Annotated in this window: 13 protein-coding genes; 9 read left to right on the top strand and 4 right to left on the bottom strand. The window is 37.8% G+C overall.

The features are described from left to right. Window positions 1-661 precede the first annotated feature (661 nt). Together IPP86_11535 and IPP86_11530 are read left to right on the top strand one after the other, a co-directional pair. The gene (locus tag IPP86_11535; GenBank protein MBL0139145.1) at window positions 662-1,957 is read left to right on the top strand and encodes a hypothetical protein; all 1,296 of its coding nucleotides are present in this window, start codon (window positions 662-664) and stop codon (window positions 1,955-1,957) included. 587 nt (window positions 1,958-2,544) lie between these two features. Continuing rightward, window positions 2,545-3,126 (top strand): Crp/Fnr family transcriptional regulator, encoded by a 582-nt coding sequence (locus IPP86_11530; GenBank protein MBL0139144.1) that lies wholly within the window; start codon window positions 2,545-2,547, stop codon window positions 3,124-3,126. A 39-nt stretch (window positions 3,127-3,165) separates the two neighbouring features. Here IPP86_11530 and IPP86_11525 read toward each other — a convergent pair whose 3' ends face one another. Beyond that, a complete protein-coding gene (locus IPP86_11525) occupies window positions 3,166-3,597 on the bottom strand; it encodes a hypothetical protein (protein ID MBL0139143.1) in 432 nt (143 codons plus the stop codon). Between the two features lie 411 nt (window positions 3,598-4,008). Here IPP86_11525 and IPP86_11520 point away from each other — a divergent pair, with 411 nt between their 5' ends. Together IPP86_11520 and IPP86_11515 are read left to right on the top strand one after the other, a co-directional pair. Continuing rightward, window positions 4,009-5,019, top strand: coding sequence for a transposase (locus IPP86_11520; GenBank protein ID MBL0139142.1), 1,011 nt, complete (start codon window positions 4,009-4,011; stop codon window positions 5,017-5,019). 244 nt (window positions 5,020-5,263) lie between these two features. Then, window positions 5,264-5,647 carry a hypothetical protein gene (locus tag IPP86_11515; protein MBL0139141.1) on the top strand — a complete coding sequence of 128 codons (384 nt, stop codon included), beginning with the start codon at window positions 5,264-5,266 and terminating at the stop codon, window positions 5,645-5,647. Between the two features lie 1,289 nt (window positions 5,648-6,936). On the opposite strand, the gene IPP86_11510 is transcribed toward IPP86_11515, so the two are convergent. Then, entirely contained in the window at window positions 6,937-8,523 is a 1,587-nt protein-coding gene (locus IPP86_11510) for a T9SS type A sorting domain-containing protein (protein MBL0139140.1), read from the bottom strand. A 1,063-nt stretch (window positions 8,524-9,586) separates the two neighbouring features. Further along, a complete protein-coding gene (tnpA, locus tag IPP86_11505; GenBank protein MBL0139139.1) occupies window positions 9,587-10,078 on the bottom strand; it encodes an IS200/IS605 family transposase in 492 nt (163 codons plus the stop codon). A 1,164-nt stretch (window positions 10,079-11,242) separates the two neighbouring features. Between tnpA and IPP86_11500 the strand changes: the two genes are divergently transcribed. After that, window positions 11,243-12,829, top strand: coding sequence for a T9SS type A sorting domain-containing protein (locus tag IPP86_11500; protein ID MBL0139138.1), 1,587 nt, complete (start codon window positions 11,243-11,245; stop codon window positions 12,827-12,829). Window position 12,830: 1 nt separating this feature from the next. Here IPP86_11500 and IPP86_11495 read toward each other — a convergent pair whose 3' ends face one another. Next, window positions 12,831-13,010 (bottom strand): hypothetical protein, encoded by a 180-nt coding sequence (locus tag IPP86_11495; protein MBL0139137.1) that lies wholly within the window; start codon window positions 13,008-13,010, stop codon window positions 12,831-12,833. Between the two features lie 342 nt (window positions 13,011-13,352). On the opposite strand from IPP86_11495, the gene IPP86_11490 reads away from it, so the two are divergent. The 4 genes from IPP86_11490 to IPP86_11475 all read left to right on the top strand — a co-directional run bounded on the left by IPP86_11490 (window position 13,353) and on the right by IPP86_11475 (window position 19,350). Next, window positions 13,353-14,786, top strand: a complete 1,434-nt coding sequence (locus IPP86_11490) for a T9SS type A sorting domain-containing protein (protein MBL0139136.1) — start codon at window positions 13,353-13,355, stop codon at window positions 14,784-14,786. A 79-nt stretch (window positions 14,787-14,865) separates the two neighbouring features. Beyond that, on the top strand, window positions 14,866-16,356 hold the full coding sequence (locus tag IPP86_11485; protein ID MBL0139135.1) for a T9SS type A sorting domain-containing protein: 1,491 nt from the start codon (window positions 14,866-14,868) through the stop codon (window positions 16,354-16,356). 181 nt (window positions 16,357-16,537) lie between these two features. Next, window positions 16,538-18,250, top strand: a complete 1,713-nt coding sequence (locus tag IPP86_11480; protein MBL0139134.1) for a T9SS type A sorting domain-containing protein — start codon at window positions 16,538-16,540, stop codon at window positions 18,248-18,250. A 269-nt stretch (window positions 18,251-18,519) separates the two neighbouring features. After that, window positions 18,520-19,350 (top strand): hypothetical protein, encoded by an 831-nt coding sequence (locus tag IPP86_11475; GenBank protein ID MBL0139133.1) that lies wholly within the window; start codon window positions 18,520-18,522, stop codon window positions 19,348-19,350. The last annotated feature ends 217 nt before the right edge of the window (window positions 19,351-19,567 follow it).

Below are 19,567 nucleotides of genomic sequence, written 5' to 3'. Positions count from 1 at the left end.
GCTCGGCGAATATTGTGTGAATGCCTGTGTGCAAGGTCATTCCGTCGCGGAGGTGGGTAGCGATTCTTTCACTAAAACCTTTGCGAAAGTCCATGGCGGAATGAGCTATCACACAATCCAACCCACAACATTCCTCCAAGTAACAGCGCCCTGCTTGCTGTTGATTGCCTCACACCACCGATTATTACAGTCAATACACCCGGCTTTTTCAATCTCTGATCCCCCCCCTTCCAATACCGGCTCCCTGAATTCCAATCTGAAAAGCCCTGATCAGTGGATGGATATCACACAGTTTAAGGGCAAAGGATTTTTGCAAATCCTTCGCAGCATAATCGGCACCGACAGAGGTTATGCAAATGCCAGGCAGAAGGAAATAGAAGAATTTATTTATAAGCTTGCCTGATATAGAACTAGCTAAAATTTACCTTTTTACAGCAATAAAATCATTAACGACACAACCTCGACTCTCAAAAACCTTCATTCATTGATTCTACAATAAAAAAATCGTATCTATTAATCTATGCGCGGGAAGAATTAATAAAAATAACCTCTTGAGATTTAACGGATAAATGTGTACCTTGACATTGCAATAGGAGGACGCATATTTTTCAACTATTTTATTTCAACACTTGGCACACAATTCTTAAAAATCAATGCCAAAATGAAAAAGTATTTTCTTGTAATTCTACTTCTGAATTTAAGTAGTCATTGTTTCTCACAATGGTATGTAGTGGACTCACTCGGCTTCGATGCAGATTGCGATTATTATCCAATACCCTACAACTTGCAATTCATCAATCCAGATGTGGCATATTGGAGTTGGTCAAGAGATGCCTGCTCTCCGACCAATACCGCATATTTTTATATTGATAGAACAACAAATTCCTTTGAAACTACACAGGGTTTTAAACAATGCAGTGACTATGGATACTTATTAGATAATGACATTGTTTCAGCAGATACTGTATTTCATTATTATTATTGTTGGTACCAATATGAATTCGAAAGAACACACGACGGTGGTGCAACATGGACTTCACTTTCAACAAATCGGCCAGAGGATATATTTTTTATAAATGGTCATTTGGGATATGGTTTTACCGGTAATGATCTATACAGGTTTTACAATGACTCGATCTACTTTGTAAACACAGTAACCGGTTTCTCAATTAATAACTACAGAATGCACTTTATGGATAGCTTAACAGGAATTATAATGTTACGGCCATCGCCAAATGACTATACCATTGACAAAATGATGAGAACTGCGGATGGTGGAATGACATGGAGCCAGGTGTCATTAGATAGCACAAGAACATTTTACCCTCAAATTGAAGCTCTTAATGATTCGACTGTATATCTAAGGGCTGATTCAGGTTTCATCTACAAAACAATCGACAAAGGAAATTCATGGTTTGTTGCTCTTCAGAATGACACAATGGGTTTTATTCATTTTTTAAATGAAACTCACTTTTATTCAACGACCACAGATTCGCTCAGCAATGTTTACTATAATACAACTGTAGATTCAGGACTTCATTGGTCTTCCCATCCAGTATCAATAAGTAATCTTTTCAATCCAAGAGTAAAAATGTTCAATGATAGTGTAGGTTATATCGTTGGTATGGCTTTTATAGGGAACTGGTATGAAGAAGTTATACTAAAAACACGAAATGGAGGGGTAAGCACTGGTAGTATTCCTGAATATTATTCTGATTTTTTAATTACGCCAAATCCAAATTCAGGAAATTTTTCGATACGAATTCCATCAGAAATGATGCACACTGAATGCACGCTGAGAATAGTAGACGTATTAGGTCGTGTCATTATCGAAAAAGATATTAAAAGCGATACAGAAAGTATCCAAATCAATTTCACGGGGAATAGCATTGGAATTTACAATGTTGCGTTGTACAATTGGAAAAAGATATACACTGCAAAATTTGTTTTGGAATAAATTACTAAGCCAATTTTTTTAAAAACGATATGGCGAGTGAATAATATAGAGGAATTCTGTAATGGACAAGAAAAGGTGCTCCAAATTTTATAATATTGATGAACCTGCATAGCACCTTGATTTCTTTTATTTTCGTCGCACCTCCCGCTCCGCAGGATATGCCCCCAGTTAATAATTAATAGCTGCAAAGGGTGCCCCCGCTGCGCAGGATATGACCCAATTTAAAAGCCCAGCTGCGCAGGATATGCAACCGCTGCGAAGGATCTCCAATATCCTTTGCCCTTAAACTGTGTACTATTCATCCACTGATCAAGGCTTTTCAGATTTGCTAATGCGTGCTGGTTTTTAAAAGGGTGAATTGCCACGTTGATCAGTATGTTGTGTGAAAGCCCGTGCACAAGGTTATTCCGCCTCCGTAGGCCAGTGGCTCCCCTTTCAAGACATCACTTCAGGTAGACTTTGACCTAAAGTGGTCTCGTAGTTGCCGTCCTTCATTCTCCTCATTACTGCTGTTTATCGTTTCAAGCTTTTTCCTGGAGTTTCGTATATTTACTTGTTATTCGTCAGCTTAAAAAGACACTATCGTAATGAAAAACAAATTTGTAGAATATTTTTCGAGAATTTCACCTCTTTCTGAGGAAGAGGCAAAAGGTATTGAAGATGGTATGTGCATTAAAACCTTCAAGAAAGGAACTGTTTTGCTAAAGGAGGGGCAACTATCGGTAGATACTTACTTTATTCTGGAAGGATGTATCAGAGAGTTTGTAGTAATCGATGGAGAAGAAAAAACAACTAATTTTTTCACAGAGGGGCAATGGGTGATTTCACTAAACAACTTTGGCCCTCAAAGCCCGGCATCAAATAATCTGATATGTGTTGAGGACACAACAGTCAGTGTTGGAAATGAAAAATCAGCTCAGGAAATGTTCAAACGGTTTCCGAGATTTGAAACTATATCACGGGCGGTAATGGAATCATTTTTTACAGAGCAAAAGAAATTACTGACTTCCTTCTTGACGGACTCTCCCGAACAACGCTACCTGCTTTTATTGAATTCACGACCCGACTTGTTTCAAAGAATTCCTCAATATCAAATTGCTAGTTATATTGGTGTAAAGGCTGAATCATTGAGCAGAATCAGAAAAAGAGTTCTTGATAAACTCAAGTAACTCTTTTTCTGTTGGTTTAATAAATTAAATCGAAATAGTTTATACAGTTTTAGCTTCGATGAATGTAGTGTTAATACTGCCTTCATTTTTACGCCACTTCCATGCAAACCCAACAATGAATGCAGTAGTCAAAACTTCAATTGCAGTGAAAAATACATAATACGAAGTTGGCACAGCTGCAAATAATGTCATAATCAGAGTAGTTGTCATTATTGAGCCTGCTATTATACTAGCCAATCGGTTTGCTTTGTAATTCAATAGCCTTGACAAAAGAACCATAGAAAGAGGAATCATCATGTATATGGAGCCTCCTAACAGAAATCCTTCGGTCAATTCAAAATCACCGTGTTTGACAGGATCCATTAATGTTACTACATCACCATAGGTGTAAGTAAGCATTGCAAATAACCATAATGCTGCAAGTTTTGATTTTGTGTTTGTCATTTCTGTTGAATTTTCGTTTGTGTTCATTTTTTATATTTCTTTTTATTAATTTATTGTACAAAGGTAGACTTGACAATTTTTAAGGTGTAGTCCCAAAGTTAGTTGAAAAAAACTTAGCAGCTACCGAAGTCGCTGCTAAGTAAGTGGTTTGATAATGAGTATTTTTGATTTGCGACCTAAAATCTAAAATCAAACTACCATGAGCAAATCTACAAAAGTTCAACGAGAAAACATTGCTTGGTTTTACGACCAACCAGTCGACATTAAATTTGAAATGGTGATGAATCATTTTGAGATGTGTCGAATCATGATTAATCAGATTTTTGAAGAAATTATCAGAGAAAAGACAGGTGAACGTTATGAGCATTCACTTTCGGGCCCAAAAAATTCTATCGCCACGGTTTCAATCCGGGGAGCATCAAAATGGGAGATCATCGATTGCCGGTGGAAATTCCAAGAATCAGGGAATCTTCAAGTGGAAAATGTGTACCGCTTCCAGGTCTGGAAAACTTAAGAAACCTAGCCGAGCCAACCGAAGAAGTTCTCAAAAAGGTTCTTCATGGAATCAGCACCCGTGATTATAAAAAAGTAACTAACCATTTAGCCGAAAGTTTCGGACTCAGTTCAAGTCAGGTCAGTCGTGAGTTTAAAGAACAAAGCGAAGAAGCATTCAAGCATTTTTGTGAACGAACCTATGAAGATCACAATTTTGTTGTACTGTTAATTGACGGAAAATATCTGGCCAGTGAACAGATGGTAGTCGCCTTGGGTGTGACGGATAAAGGGATCAAAATTCCGGTAGGTTTTATTCAAACATCAAATGAAAATAGCCGTGCCATAAGCCAGTTGCTTAAACAAATACTCGCAAAGAAATTTAGTTTTACTGACGGCTTACTTGTCGTGATCGATGGTAGCAAGGGGCTTCACAAGGCGGTGGTCGATGTGTTTGGAAAAAAAGCAATTATTCAGCGTTGTCAGTGGCACAAACGTGAAAATGTACTGAGCTATTTAAGTGATCGGGACAAATCGAATTTTAAAACAAAAATACAGAATGCATACCGGGAACCTGATTACAATAAAGCTAAACTGGTATTGCTAAACATCCACAAAGAGCTCTTAAAAATCAATCAAAATGCAGCGAACTCTCTACTGGAAGGCTTGGAAGAAACGCTTACACTCCACAAATTGAAAGTTGCGCAAATATTTTCCAGAAGTTTGGCTACGACAAATTGTATTGAAAACCTGAACTCCCAAATGGCGAAATATGTACGAAATGTTAAGCATTGGACCAACAGTAATCAACGACAAAGATGGGTTGCTGCAGCCTTATTGGAATTAGAAAATAATTTGAATAAAATTCATAACTTTAAACATCTAAATAAATTACAGGAAGCAATCAAAAATCACGTCATCAGGAAACCACGATGCAATTTTTCAACTAAGAATTAGACATCACCATTTTTAATCTCGTTGACTTTAGTTAAGAAATATAAATATTCACTTTTGGAGAAAAATGAACGGTAAGAAAGCGGAACACATAACTGCACCTTGCCAAAAGCGGGGCGACAGTGAAAATTTAAAGTTTTCGTGCATTTAATTATCTTTGTAGTGGCTCGACTGTTTTATGCTCCGAAAGCCCCGCCTTCGGCAAGCTTTCAACTGTTATGGAGCATTGTAAGACAAACATTATCTAATGAAAGATACTCTGGATAGTCAGCAACTTGAAACTCGAAGGAAAATTTGGATTGAATTATCCGAATTCTACTTGGATACCGAGTTGACAAGTGAGGACTTTGACCGAATATCAAATACTTTTTTACAATCAGGACTAGAATTAAGTGAAATAAAAAAAATTGATTTGATTGAGGTTTTTCCGCTTCTACAACCAAACTTATTGAATGTGGCTGGAGAATGGGCAGGTTTTAACGAAGAATGGCTACTTTCAGAATGTACTAAGAGATTCAATCGGAGAAAAAATATTTTTCATAGACTCAATTGCAAATTTTGGAATATCTTCTATTATTGGATGAGAAGGGACTATTGGACCCAAATAGACAAAAGAATATTAGCGGTATAAAATTTTTGGATGGACAAAAAACAACCCCGCTGTGCAGGATCTTCCCGCTGCGCAGGATATGTTCCCCAGTTGCGCTGGATATGTCAACGCTGCGAAGGATCTCCAAGATCCTTTGCCCTTAAACTGTGTGATATTTATCCACTGATCAAGGCATTTTAAATAAGTACTTTTCAGGAGTTTTGTATATTTACTTCTCGGCAGCAATTCCTTATTTTCATTTCAAAGTAAAAGATGAACATTTACAATTTTGTTTTTTGTTATTTCTATAAATTCTGGGAAAAACGTGGAAATGACGGAAGAATTGTCGGAAGTGCGCATGTACTTTTTACCTTAATAATTCACTTTCTATTTTTAGCTGAGATCATTTTACGTACAATAGGAATTAATATATTTCCCCTACCAAATAATGGACAATATGTTTCAAATAAAATGGTTTATTTTATTATTTGTATTCCTCTATGGATTATCATTGGAATTCATTTTAATAAAAATCGAACAAATCATTTAATACTTGTATACAATAAAACATATACCAATCCTTATAGAAATCGATTGAAAGCAATTACGATAACTGTTTTACCAATGGTACTACTAATTTTATTAGCTGTTCTTAGGCAACAATCAATTTTATAAGTATAGCTGGGAAGAATTTTCTGCTGGGGAGACTGATGTTTAGAATCCCGTGAGCAAGGTCATTTCATCTCTGGAGACCAACTACCCCCGCTCCGCAGGATATGTCCCCTGCTGCCCAGCTCGACGAAATGTTGTGTGAATGCCTGTGCGCAAGGACATTCCGTCGTCGGAGGCAGGTAACGATTCTTTCGACGAAAACTTTTCGAAAGCCAGCTGCGCAGGATCTGGTACCCCCAGCCCGGGGAATGTTGTGCGAATGCCTGTGTACAAGGTCATTCCGTCGTCGGAGGCAGGTAGCGATTCTTTCACTAAAACCTTTTCGAAAGTCCATGGCGGAATGAGCTTTCACACAATCCCACACACAACATTCTGCCAAGCAACAGCGCCCTGCTTGCTGTTGATTGTCTCACACCACCGGTCGTCACTTCAATACACCTGGCTTTTTCAATCTCTGATCCTCCCCTTCCAATACCGGCCTCCTAGATCCCAATCGGAAAAGCACTGATCAGTGGATGAAGACCACACAGTTTAAGGGCAAAGGATTTTTACAAATCCTTCGCAGCATACTGCTTCGAAGGCGGTTAGCTTTTAAAGGGGTTATAGCCTTCGCAGCGGGATAATTTCTACAATCGAAATTAAATAAATGCTTCAGCCCACTATTCAATCAGAAGTTTTCCTACTCCCATTACTTTCGTTTCAGAATTGATTTCAAAAATGTAAAGTCCTGCTTCCAAATCTCCTTTTTCGATTCTGGTCAATGTATTCTCAACTCTTAACATTTTTCTCCTCACCCTTCCGGTCATGTCATAAAGTGTCAATGAACATTTTAGATTGTTTGGATTTGGGAATGATATGAAGGTGAAATCATGGACCGGATTGGGATGGCAATATAGTTTAGGATAATTGCCGTTGACCTCTTGTATTGAACTCGTGAAGCAGAGCGTATCGTTCCGCAAGACAGGTGTTCCAATGGATACACTTTGTTGAATACAAACTATGCCTGTATCGACTTGTATCTGGATTGAATCAATTAATACATTTTCTGTTTGCGAACCGAAATGTCCGGGATAATTCCAACAAGAGCTGTTACCTTCACCGTCTGTTTTAACAAGATAGATATCTCTGACTCCAATAGTTGATGCACCTAAAAAATCAGTATAACCACCAACCAAATATCCTCCGTCAATATTTTGAATTACCTGATATGCGGCTTCACCAAATGGACTACCCAAAGCTCCCATAATCCTTGACCACAAAACATTTCCCCGTTCATCTGTTTTAAGAAGAAACATACTCATCGAATCAGGAAAATTTGTATGGACTGCACCTGTAATAATGAATCCACTATCCAGGCATTCTTTTATGTATACATCAGTCGGCATATACTCACCCGTAGAATCTGAAATTACTTTGGTCCAAAGGACATCCATGTTATTATTCAGCTTAGTCAAAATAAATTTAAATGGTGAAGTCCTGCTATAATCAATACCGACAACAATTAACCCAGAATCAACTGTATTTGAAACGGATTGAGCAAACATCATTTCGGAACCACTTAACTGAATAGTTTTATTCTGAAGTAAATTTCCATATGAGTCCATCTGTAAACATAAAGTCCGCGTAGAATCCAATGTTCGCCAATCTTCTCCTACCGTAAAAAGTGCCCCATTTGTTGTTTGAAGCGTTTGGTATGTTGCAACTTCATTAGTCAGATATTTCTTTGACCATACAATATTTCCGGCGGTATCAATTTCAATGAAACAGAAGCCATTGGATGTTAGTAAATCACCGCTCAGAATATATGATCCATTGTTCTTTTGAAAAACGGTCCGTAAAGTTAAGCCCATTGTGTCCTGTATTGTCCTGGTCCAAAGTGTATCACCAATATTGTTTGTTCTAATCAATATAATTTCATTCAATACGCCATAAGTATCACCTGCAATCAGGTAACCTCCATCATTTGTTTCAATCAATGATTTTCCAAAGGAAAAAGAGTTCGCTAAATATGTTTTATTCCAAATAATATTTCCATTTAGATCCATTTTGCATAATAACACACGTGTTGAATCCAATTCATTTATAAAACCGGTAAAGGCATAATTACTGTCATTTGTCAAAATTAAATCTAACACAGATTCATTAGATGGACTACCTACAACTCTTTGCCAGGTTAGTTGAGCGTGGGCAGTATAGCTTAACATTAAACAGCTCCAAAACAATGCAATTTTTAGAATATTCTTCATGGGTCAATGGTTTGTAAATTCAATTAATTGAAAATTGATAGATATAATAATCAGGTTCATCTGGAAAATATTTAAAATACTATAACAGCATCTTGATAGATTGCTAAATTACAAAATTCTAATAGTTCTGTTCTTATTTTTGGTTCCAGCTATTTATTTTTATAATAATACATCAAAACCTATTTTCATTGCGTCATCTATTTGTAAAGAAATCCCGTCCCCACTCGACGAATGTTGTGTGAATGCCTGTGTGCAAGGTCATTCCGTCGCTGAAGTAGGTAGCGATTCTTTCACTGAAACCTTTGCGAAAGTCCATGTCGGAATGAGCTGTCACACAATCCAACCCACAATATTCCGCCAATCAACAGCGCCTTGCTTGCTGTTGATTGCCTCACACCACCGGTCATTACATTCCATACACCCGGCTTTTTCAATCTCTGATCCTTCCCTTCCAATACCGGCTTCCTAAGTTCCAATCTGAAAAGCTCTGATCAGTGGATGAATATCACACAGTTTAAGGGCAAAGGATTTTGGAAAATCCTTCGCAGCATAACGCTTCGAAGGCGGTTAGCTTTTAAAAGGGTTATAGCTTGCGCAGCGGGCGCACTCTTTAAACACACAGCTTAAAAATCTCTCTTGAAAAAATAAATAACTCAATTCAGTTTATCGAATTATCAGGCCCGTTAGGGCCATACTTTGGGTAATACTATAAACACGAATACCTCAAGCCCCTTTAGGGGCGCACTCTTTAAACACACAGTTTATAAATCTCTCTTGAAAAAATGAGAAACTCAATTCAGTTTATCGAATTATCAGGCCCGTTAGGGCCAGACTTTGGGTAATACTATAAACACGAGTACATCAAGCCCCTTTAGGGGCGCACTCTTTAAACACACAGCTTAAAAATCTCTATTGAAAAAATGAGAAACTCAATTCAGCTTATCGAATTATCAGGCCCGTTAGGGCCATACTTTGGGTAATACTGTAAACACGAGTACGTCAAGCCCCTTTAGGGGCGTACTCTTTAAAGACATACCTTTTCGACACCAAAGGCTCACTGTATTCACCTCCCAAATAACTTGTCATCAAAAATTGAAATCGGTTGTTTAAAAATATATCGTTCGTCAAAATCAACCTCAAAGCGTTGAAGGAACTTATTGTACTCTTCAACAAAGGAGATTTTCCTATGATGTTCTTTTTGATTTTTAATATAATTAATCACATTCATCAAATCGGATTTGCTATAAGAAAAGGCTCCATAACCTCCCTGCCAATGAAATTTATATTTTATAAATCCACGCTTGTTTATCCACTTACTAGAGTCCGTCTTTATCTCTTCCATCAAATCAGGCAGGGGATCAGATGGACGGTAACCAATCAGAATATGCAGATGATCTTCAACCCCATTTATACACAACAATTTGTGACGACGGTTCATTATAATTTCGGCAATGTACTTATGCAATTCCGTTTCCCAATTGGGATTAATTAATGCTTCACGATATTTTACTCCAAAGATGAGTTGAAGATGTATTTGTGTGTAGGTATTTGCCATTTGATTTTTTCACAATTATACATGAGGGATGAGTCGAATGCAACCGATATATGCAGGAACTTTTACGGTGTTGAATAAATTGACACATGAGTTGCGTTTAAAGAGTGCGCCCCTAAAGGGGCTTGACTTGCCCGTGTTTCTGGAATTACCAAGAGTAAGGCCCTATAGGGCCAGTCAATCTGAGTGCAGTTGTGTTTAAAGAGTGCGCCCCTAAAGGGGCTTGACTTGCCCGTGTTTCTGGAATTACCAAGAGTAAGGCCCTATAGGGCCTGTCAATCTGAGTGCAGTTGTGTTTAAAGAGTGCGCCCCTAAAGGGGCTTGACTTGCCCGTGCAGTCTGGAATTACCAAAAGTAAGGCCCTATAGGGCCTGTCAATCTGAGTGCAGTTGTGTTTAAAGAGTGCGCCGCTAAAGGGGCTTGACTTGCCCGTGTAGTATGGAATTACCAAAAGTAAGTCCCTATAGGGCCTGTCAATCTGAGTGCAGTTGTGTTTAAAGAGTGCGCCCCTAAAGGGGCTTGACTTGCCCTTGTTTCTGGAATCACCAAAAGTAAGGCCCTATAGGGCCTGCCAATCTGAGTGCAGTTGTGTTTAAAGAGTGCGCCCCTAAAGGGGCTTAACATGCCCGTGTTTCTGGAATTACCAAAAGTACAGCCCTATAGGGCCTGTCACTTCTAAATGCATTTACTTATTATGAATTCTTGTGATTAAATAATGACATTGCTCACGAGGTTCGCATGTTTATGCCGAAGTCACCCTGCTGCGCAGCATGTGTGCTCCTTACCCACTGCGACGGATATGTCACCGCTGCGAAGTATCTCCAAGATCCTTTACCCTTAAACTGTGTGATATTCATCCACTCATCAAGGCTTTTCAGATGTCAAATTTGAGGTTACTATTTCACAGAGAATTACGGATACCCGGGCGAATCTATCTGCAATCCTGACAACTAAATTTACTGTGTCAATCAAAGATTAGCGCAATAGATTTTTATTAAAACTGCAGGAGCTAAAGGTGATGGAGAAAACCATTAAAACTGCGAACAACAACTGTTTGCTGAAATGCCTCAAACAGGTTATCTTTCCAAAGCGAAATGTGGAAGGTCGGCAGTTCAGCGAATTTCCCGTTAGTCACAATGCTTTGACGATAGTGAAAATTTCATACCAATGAAAAGAAAGATGCATTTTTTATCGATATTACTATTTTCTCTTTATTCGAACATTGGGTTTGCTCAAATTACTTTTCAAGAAAAAATTGTGGGTACATCAAGTGCAGAAGAGTGTAATTCTGTTCAATTAACAAGCAATGGAGGCTATATTTTTGTTGGTATGACAAGAAGCTATGGCGCAGGAGATAATGATATTTATTTAGTTAAAATAAATTCAAATGGGGATACTGCATGGACGAGAACTATTGGTGGAATTGGTGAAGAAGATGGTTATTCTGTACAGCAAACTTCAGATAGTGGCTTTATCGTATCGGGTACAACAAATAGCTTTGGAGCAGGAAGTAATGATGTTTTTATAGTCAAAGTTGATACTAATGCAAATGTCCTTTGGACAAAAACAATTGGCGGAACAAATTATGATTTTTGTAATTCAATTCAACAAACAATTGATGGAGGGTACATTGCTACAGGCGGAACAAGTAGTTTTGGTGCAGGGGGGAAAGATGTGTATTTTATTAAAATGGATAGCAACGGTGATACAGTCTGGACAAAAACTTATGGTGGCATAAATGATGATTGGGGTAATGTTGTGCAACAGACCAGAGATAGTGGATTTATCATTGTAGGCACTTTCGGATCAGATGGATTTTCAATTGGCGATATTTACCTTATCAAGACCAATAAGTATGGAGATACAACTTGGACGAAGAGCTTTGGTGGTGCTGGTTATAATTTAGGTAGTTCTGTTCAGCAGACGACTGATAATGGTTATATTATTGTCGGCTATGCAGGTAGTTTTGGAGTTGGTAGTGGAGACATCTATTTAATAAAAACAGATAGTTTTGGAAATCTTCTTTGGTCAAAAACTATTGGTGAGGCAAATTATACTAATAATGGGTCTTGCGTTTTTCAAACAAACAATAGTGGATATATTTTCCTAAGTAACCAAACACTTAATATAATTGGGGCACAAATCGATGTTAGTTTGATAAAAGTTGATAGCGTAGGTGATATTCTTTGGAAAAAAACTTTCGGTGGATCAGATTCTGAACATGGAAACTCTTTTCAGCAAACAAATGATGGTGGCTACATTATAGCTGCTACTACTAGTGATTTTGGAACAAGCTATGATGACTTTTATTTAATCAAAACAGATAGCAGTGGTAATAGTGGTTGTAATGAAATTAACGCCACCACAATTACAACAATACCTCCTACCCAAGTTGCAAGTCCCTTGATTATAATTTCATCAGGCGGCATAACAACCACCCCTACTCCGCTTGTGGGTAGTGGAGGGATTATAACATTGCTATGCAGTAATGTTGGAATAAATGAAATTGCATCGGATATTTCTTTTTACATCTTCCCTAACCCATCGGTAAATAATTTCACTGTGTCCTTTGAAAGAATGATTATGAAAGGAAATATCGAAATATTAACAGCACTAGGAGAAAGTGTTTTTAAAGAAATTATTTTAAATGAAATGAGTAAGGAAATCAGTCTAAAAGATATTTCAGGTGGAGTTTATTGTGTGAAAGTATGTGACGGAGAAAAGTATTACACTAAGAAATTAATTATTCAATAAATTAGAAATATAATTCCCAGCTGCGCTGGATATAACCCCCGCTGCGCAGGATATGTCCGCACTTCGAAGGATATGTAATGGCTCCCGCTCGACGGAATGTTGTGTGAATGCCTGTATGCAAGGTCATTCCGTAGCGGAGGTGGGTAGCGATTCTTTCACTGAAAACTTTTCGAAAGTCCATGGCGGAATGAGCTATCAAAATCCCGCCCACAATATTCCGTCAGGCAACAGAGCCCTGCTTGCTGTTGACTGTCTCACACCACCGGTCATTGCAGTCGATACACCTGGCTTTTTCAATCTCTGATCCTCCCCAGTTGCGCAGGATATGTTACCGCTGTATAAGCATTTAGCTTTATTACGGACTTATAGCCTGACAAATGGCATGTCTGTGCATTAAACATAATCTTCATTTTTTGGCTAAGCATTGTTTATCAAGGGTGAATTCTACACAAGTGATTGTGAAAAATACTTCTGTTTGACTAACAATAGGTAACTTCGTTTGTCAGTTTCTTAAATTTCAGCAATGAATTCTTATTTACGAAAAATCTTTTGCGCGATTTTATTTTTGCTACTGAATTTATTGCCGAATTCAAAGGCTCAGCAAACTGACCTATCCCAGCTCTCACAGGAAAGTGTGAATTCATCTTCGTATGGATTCAATGACACCCTTTTTTATAAAATGGATGCAAGCGGAAACACGCTTTGGGCCTGGAATTTTTCAGCGCCTTTCGTGAACAGCCCTGACTTTCACCGGATCTATGGTTATACTGTGTCGGGAGACAGAATAATTGTGCTGGGATTACAAGGAAATCCGTTTGGAATTCCCGGTGACTATTTCTTAGCAACATTTGTATTTGACACTCTCGGAAACATGCTTGATGCGCATGTTGTATGGATGTACAACATCAGTATATGGCAGCTTTCAATCTTTAATAATGCGGAAAAGGGAGCCTGGATCATCTGCTCTTTCCTCAACAACAATGATTCAACCTATTGTTGTTTATTAAAAACAGACAGCATGGGCCTGATTGATCCGGCATTTCCAAGTCCGGCTTATATTTTGCCGGGTTATGGTAATTATTTTGAATGTTCGATGATGCCCGATTCAGGATATGTATTTATATTCTCCTCTGTAAACATAGGTATGAATGTGAGCTCCACATTGCTTTCACGAATATCAAAGGAAGGTTCACTACTCTGGACGAAAACAATGCAGGATACAGATACAACCGTTAATATGATTCTTTACAACAGTGTGATTTCCTGCGATTCCATCGGCGATGTTTATATGATTTCATCCTGTGATTCTGTAACTCCATCCGGAAACCAGAAAAGATACATCGCTTCGAAACTTGATTCATTGGGGAACATAATAAGAGAACACAAATGGAACTCTTTTCCACCAAATATTTACCATTTTACTCAAATGCATTTTACTGACAATCAACTACACACAGAATTATGGCTTAATCCGGGCAATGCGTATTACTCCATGGAATTTGATTCTACTTTGCACAACACCTGCATGGGGCCCGATATTCCGGGTGATTTTATTTTTCAAAACATACCCTTAGGGACAATATCCATGAACAGAATCCCTGTAAACCTGAGTCAGAACCCGATTCCGATAACCGACACTCTTCATTTTACAGTCTACCAAACAAATGGAGACTATTGTGATTTCTATACCAAATTGGAAGAAACACCTCCTTTAGAGAATCTACAAGTATGGCCGAATCCGGCAAGCGTTGTCGTTCATTTGAAAACAAACAATCCTGCACAGCAAATTGAAAAAGTTGATCTCTTATCGATAGACGGAAAATCTGCCGGCTTGCTGAGTGGCAAACCCGGTGAAGAGTGGAGTCTGGATGTATCTCATCTGAACCAAGGTCTGTATTTACTGAAAATAAAATCGGGTAAGGAAGTTTTATACAAACGCTTAATGATTTTGCATTAATACAAAAAATATACAAACCGGAAGGTTTATTTCCGGAATGAATGAAAACTATAAAATTGTTTTCAAAAAACACACAGACATGTTTAATCTAACTCTTCGTATTCATCTCCCGATAAAGAAACTAATGTGTGTGTTTTGTTTGCTTGCCTGTTCTCTCCTTTCCTTCGGACAAGCTTATCAGTTGATGTATTCCAACAGGATTGCTATGTATAAAGATGTTCAGGGAAATTACAGTGTCTACAAACCTGATTTTGTTCTGGCGCTCGGAAGTGATACGGTCCTGAAGAATTATACTCATCTCGATGATTCCGCATTGAACCATCGCGTCATGAATGGATACTACTGTTTCACACATAAAGATGGTTTCGGATCACAGATTTATGTGAAACAGGGACCGATGAGTTATATAATCACAGGAAGAGGTGATTCACTCGCTTTGAAAACAATTTCACAGCCGGGTGATCAATGGATTCTTACCTCCTTCTCAGATGGGAATCATATCCGTGCGCAGGTTGTTTCGAATACACCGGATACTGTTCTGGGTATAGCCGACACGTTGAAGCATATTTCACTTCAAATGGAAGACAGTCTGAATAATCAGATTACACACCCTGTGAATTTTCTTTTCTTTGAAATCAGTGAAAAGTTTGGGCTGTATCGTTTCCCATACTTAAGAAATTTCCCAGACAGCAGCCGGATGTATCTGCTTGCCGGAATCGACAGCGGTATGCAGGCCGGACGCAGTAGACCGTTACCTGAAGCTATTTACAATTATGATGTGGGTGATAAATTTCATTTCAGACAGATCTGGTATACTTCGAACGTTGATCATTTAGATTACACAAAGCGAACTGTCCTATCAAAAGTTGTTCAACCTTTAAGTGTCGAATATACATTTTTTGATTCCAGCCTCTATATTACCGGTGGATGGATGGGTCATTCTGAACGATTTGATACAGCAACCGTAAGCACGATCATAGGATTTGATACATGGGATTGTTCGCAAGTCTTTAATGCAATGCCTTATCTGCAATATGAAAATACATACCAAAACTGGCACACCTTTTCGTGTGGAAATCGAATAGCTGTTGATATTCAAAATTGTGTGGAATGGGCTGGGATAAATTGTGTAAACCTAAATGTAGCTGGATGTGGCGGATGTATTCATTTAAATGCAACCTTTGCAGAAGGTTTGGGTGAAGTGAGTCATTACAATTTTGACACCCAATTTACCCACCCTGATAACTTTGATTTGCTCTACTACAAAAAACACACCGATTCCTGTGGTACTCCTCTGGACTTTTCTCTTTTGATTGATGCGATACCGGATCTTTCTACTTTTTCGATCAATCCTTTTCCAAATCCTTTTTCTTCGCGTTTGCATTTGACTTTACCCGGTGTTGAACATGGGAATTTATCACTGCTTGACTGCACCGGTAAAGAAGTTATAAAGCAGTATTTTTATGGAACAGAAATTGATTTACCCACCCAAGCTCTTTCGAATGGTCTGTACTTGCTTCGTATTGAAAGCGAGGGGAGAATAAAATCCTGGAAGGTTATGAAAGAATAAGGCAAGCCGATGCAGTGGAAATGTAACTGGCGAGAGGGACTTACAACATCATTATCAGCATACCAAATTTTAAAGCTACTAGCATTAATAAGGAGTTATAGCCTAAGCATTGGATCAGCTCTCAATCATATCAATACAGCTTTTTCATCAGAAGATTTTTTCAGGAGTTTTGTATATTTACTTGTCGGAAGTAATTCCTGATCTTCATTTCAAAGTAAAAGATGAAAATTTACAACTTTCCAAAATAAATGATGTTGCTAATTCAGACTTTACAGCAATGCTGAGAAAAACTATCACCTACATTTTTTGTCTTCTGTATTTTAGCAGTTTTGCACAGTCCGGAGAATGGACATGGATGAGTGGAGATAATTATATTCAATCTGCCGGACATTATGGAATACAAGGAATACCAGATACTGCAAATTATCCTCCGGCAGTCTATGAACCATGTGACTGGTATGACAAAAGTGGAAATTTTTGGGTGTTCGGAGGTTACTGTTATCGATTTGGCAGTGATATGGCTGATTTATGGAAATACAATCCATTAACAAATGAATGGACATGGATGAAAGGTGTGGGCGTAATAGTTAGTGGTGTAGATCCGGGATATTATGGAACAATTGGAGTTTCTTCTCCCTTAAATAGACCAGCAGGAAGAGGTTGGGGAACGCCAACATGGTCAGATGATAATGGGAACTTTTGGATTTATTCAGGAACCAATAGTGCTGATTTATGGAGGTACAATATTGCTACTAATGAATGGACTTGGATGCAAGGAAGTACATACTATGGTAATTTGTTACATCCGATTTATCCTCATCATGGTACTTTTCAAATTCCTGATTCATTGAACACGCCCGGGAATAGATCCGAAGTGACTGCTTCCTGGACCGACAATAATGGAAACTTATGGCTTTTTGGCGGTGATTCAAGAGATCCTATCGCCTCTCCAGCTATTTACAATGATATGTGGAAATATGATGTTTCAGTCAATCAGTGGGTGTGGATGAATGGACCTGATTATCCCAATGATACCGGCTATTATGGAATAAAAGGGATCGCTTCTCCATTGAATCGTCCACCTGCAAGAATGTCTTACGCAAAATGGAAGGATCCCTCTGGAAATTTTTATTTGTTTGGAGGTTTCAATTTGGGATCGTGCGGCTACATGGGTTATAATGATATTTGGAAATATGACATCAATTTGAATAATTGGACTTGGATAGGGGGTGATTCAACTGAAAACAATTCTGGCTCTTATGCTAGTGAATGTACTCCGCTCTCTACTAATATCCCAAGAAATGGATTTGAAAATCGTTCAACATGCTATGATTCCGTAGGCAATGTATTTATGTTTGGTAGTATTGGTAGCTTTTGCCCAACATATACAGCAAGTACGAATGAATTATGGCAATACAGCACTATTGACAATGAATGGACTTTATTAATGCAAAATAGACCGGTAGCATGGGGAACTAAAGGAGTTTCTTCTCCAGGCAATGCACCACCAAAAACATTTGGCTCTCTCGGATGGTATCTCAATGATGAGGTTTGGATATTTGGCGGTAGCGACGATGGAAACTCCAACAGCTATAACAGCATGTGGCGTTACAAAATTGATCGGAGTTGCTTTCCAACAGTAATTTCAACAAGCAGTTATGAAGATGAAATATCCATTTATCCCAATCCGTTTTGTGATAATTTAAATATCGAAGTGAAAACAAATGAACAAACAGAAATAATTCTTTACGATATTTCTGCCAGAAATTTATTAAAACAGGAATTTACAAAAGCTGTCACAATAAATACGAAAGAACTTGCAAACGGAATTTACTTTTATGTATTGAGAAATCAAAATGGAGTATTCAGGAATGGAAAAGTAGTAAAAAAATGAACGGACAGAATTTCTATAGATGAGGATGTTTTTTGAAAGCTCATGCAACAAATTATTACACCTCCAGAAGCCAACTACTCCTTTTCGAGTCTGCATCTTAGGTAGATTTTGGAAAATAAGGTCGGTTAAATTCTTGCCATCTTCATTTCAAATCAGCTATTCATTTAAAGAGCTTTTTGTGAGAGTCTTGTATATTTACTAATTAGTAAGTTTGACATAATAGGACAATGCAATTGAATTTAATGTTTTGTTTATTAAACTTCGCAAAAATGAAAACAACAATTTACCTATTTATTCTTTTCTTTTTTGTAACTACTTATTCAATAGCCCAAATAAATTCCACACGATCTGAAGAAAAGGGTAATACAGAATATATAGCAAATTCGTTGGAATCGGAAGTTCAAAATTCGGATGAATCAAACAATTCTATAAAAATTATTTGCCCTGATGATTGGCAAGGAGATAGCGCCATCGCAATTTTTTCTAAGGAAAATAAATACTACGGAATTTACCCACAAGAGCATAAAAATACATCTGCTGTTAAATTATTTAATGGTCAGGATAGTCTTTTAGAAGACTATACATTTGGAGCATATAGAATCGTTGTGAAAACCGAAGATCCTATGCCAGACTTTATAATTTCAGGTCTTGATATCAAAGATTCATTGATTCAGGGAAAACGACTTAGTAACGGAAGGTTATATCCCGGAGAGACGGTTAACTTTTACATGGATAGGATTTCATACCATTTATATGCAAAAGGAAATGTAATTGAATCTAAAGATTCAATATTACCTTTTTCTGAAATACAAAATTATAAATTGATCCTTAGAGAAATCAGCCGGGATAGCTTATCACAACACAGCGTCACCAGAGAACAACAACTTTATGAAATGAATCTTAATACTTGGTTCGATGGAGATTACGAAGGCGGTTATTTTATTAGATGGATTGGAGATATCAACGGAGATGGAAAATTGGACATATTACTATCTGTGTCGGGTCACTTCGCATGTATGGATTATGTTCTCCTGATGTCAAATAAATATTCAGACAAATTAATTGAAGAAGTTTCGAGATATACAGTTTGTGGTTGTTAGAGTATATTTAATTATGAATACCATAAATCTTGAAGCCAACTGCTCCTCTTTCACAACATCACGTTAGGTAGATTTTGGACAAAAGTGGCTGAATATATGCAAGCACACAATCTTCTCAAAACAGCTGTTTATCTTTATAAGTATTTTATCGAATTTTCGTACATTTACTTGTTATGCGTCAGCATAAAAGACGAAAGTTTAACTTGAAATTCTGTAC

It is taken from the genome of Bacteroidota bacterium, assembly GCA_016720935.1.
Lineage (GTDB): Bacteria > Bacteroidota > Bacteroidia > AKYH767-A > 2013-40CM-41-45 > JADKJP01.
Note: the sequence above shows the minus strand (reverse complement) of the source record. Positions and strands in the feature narration are given on the sequence as shown.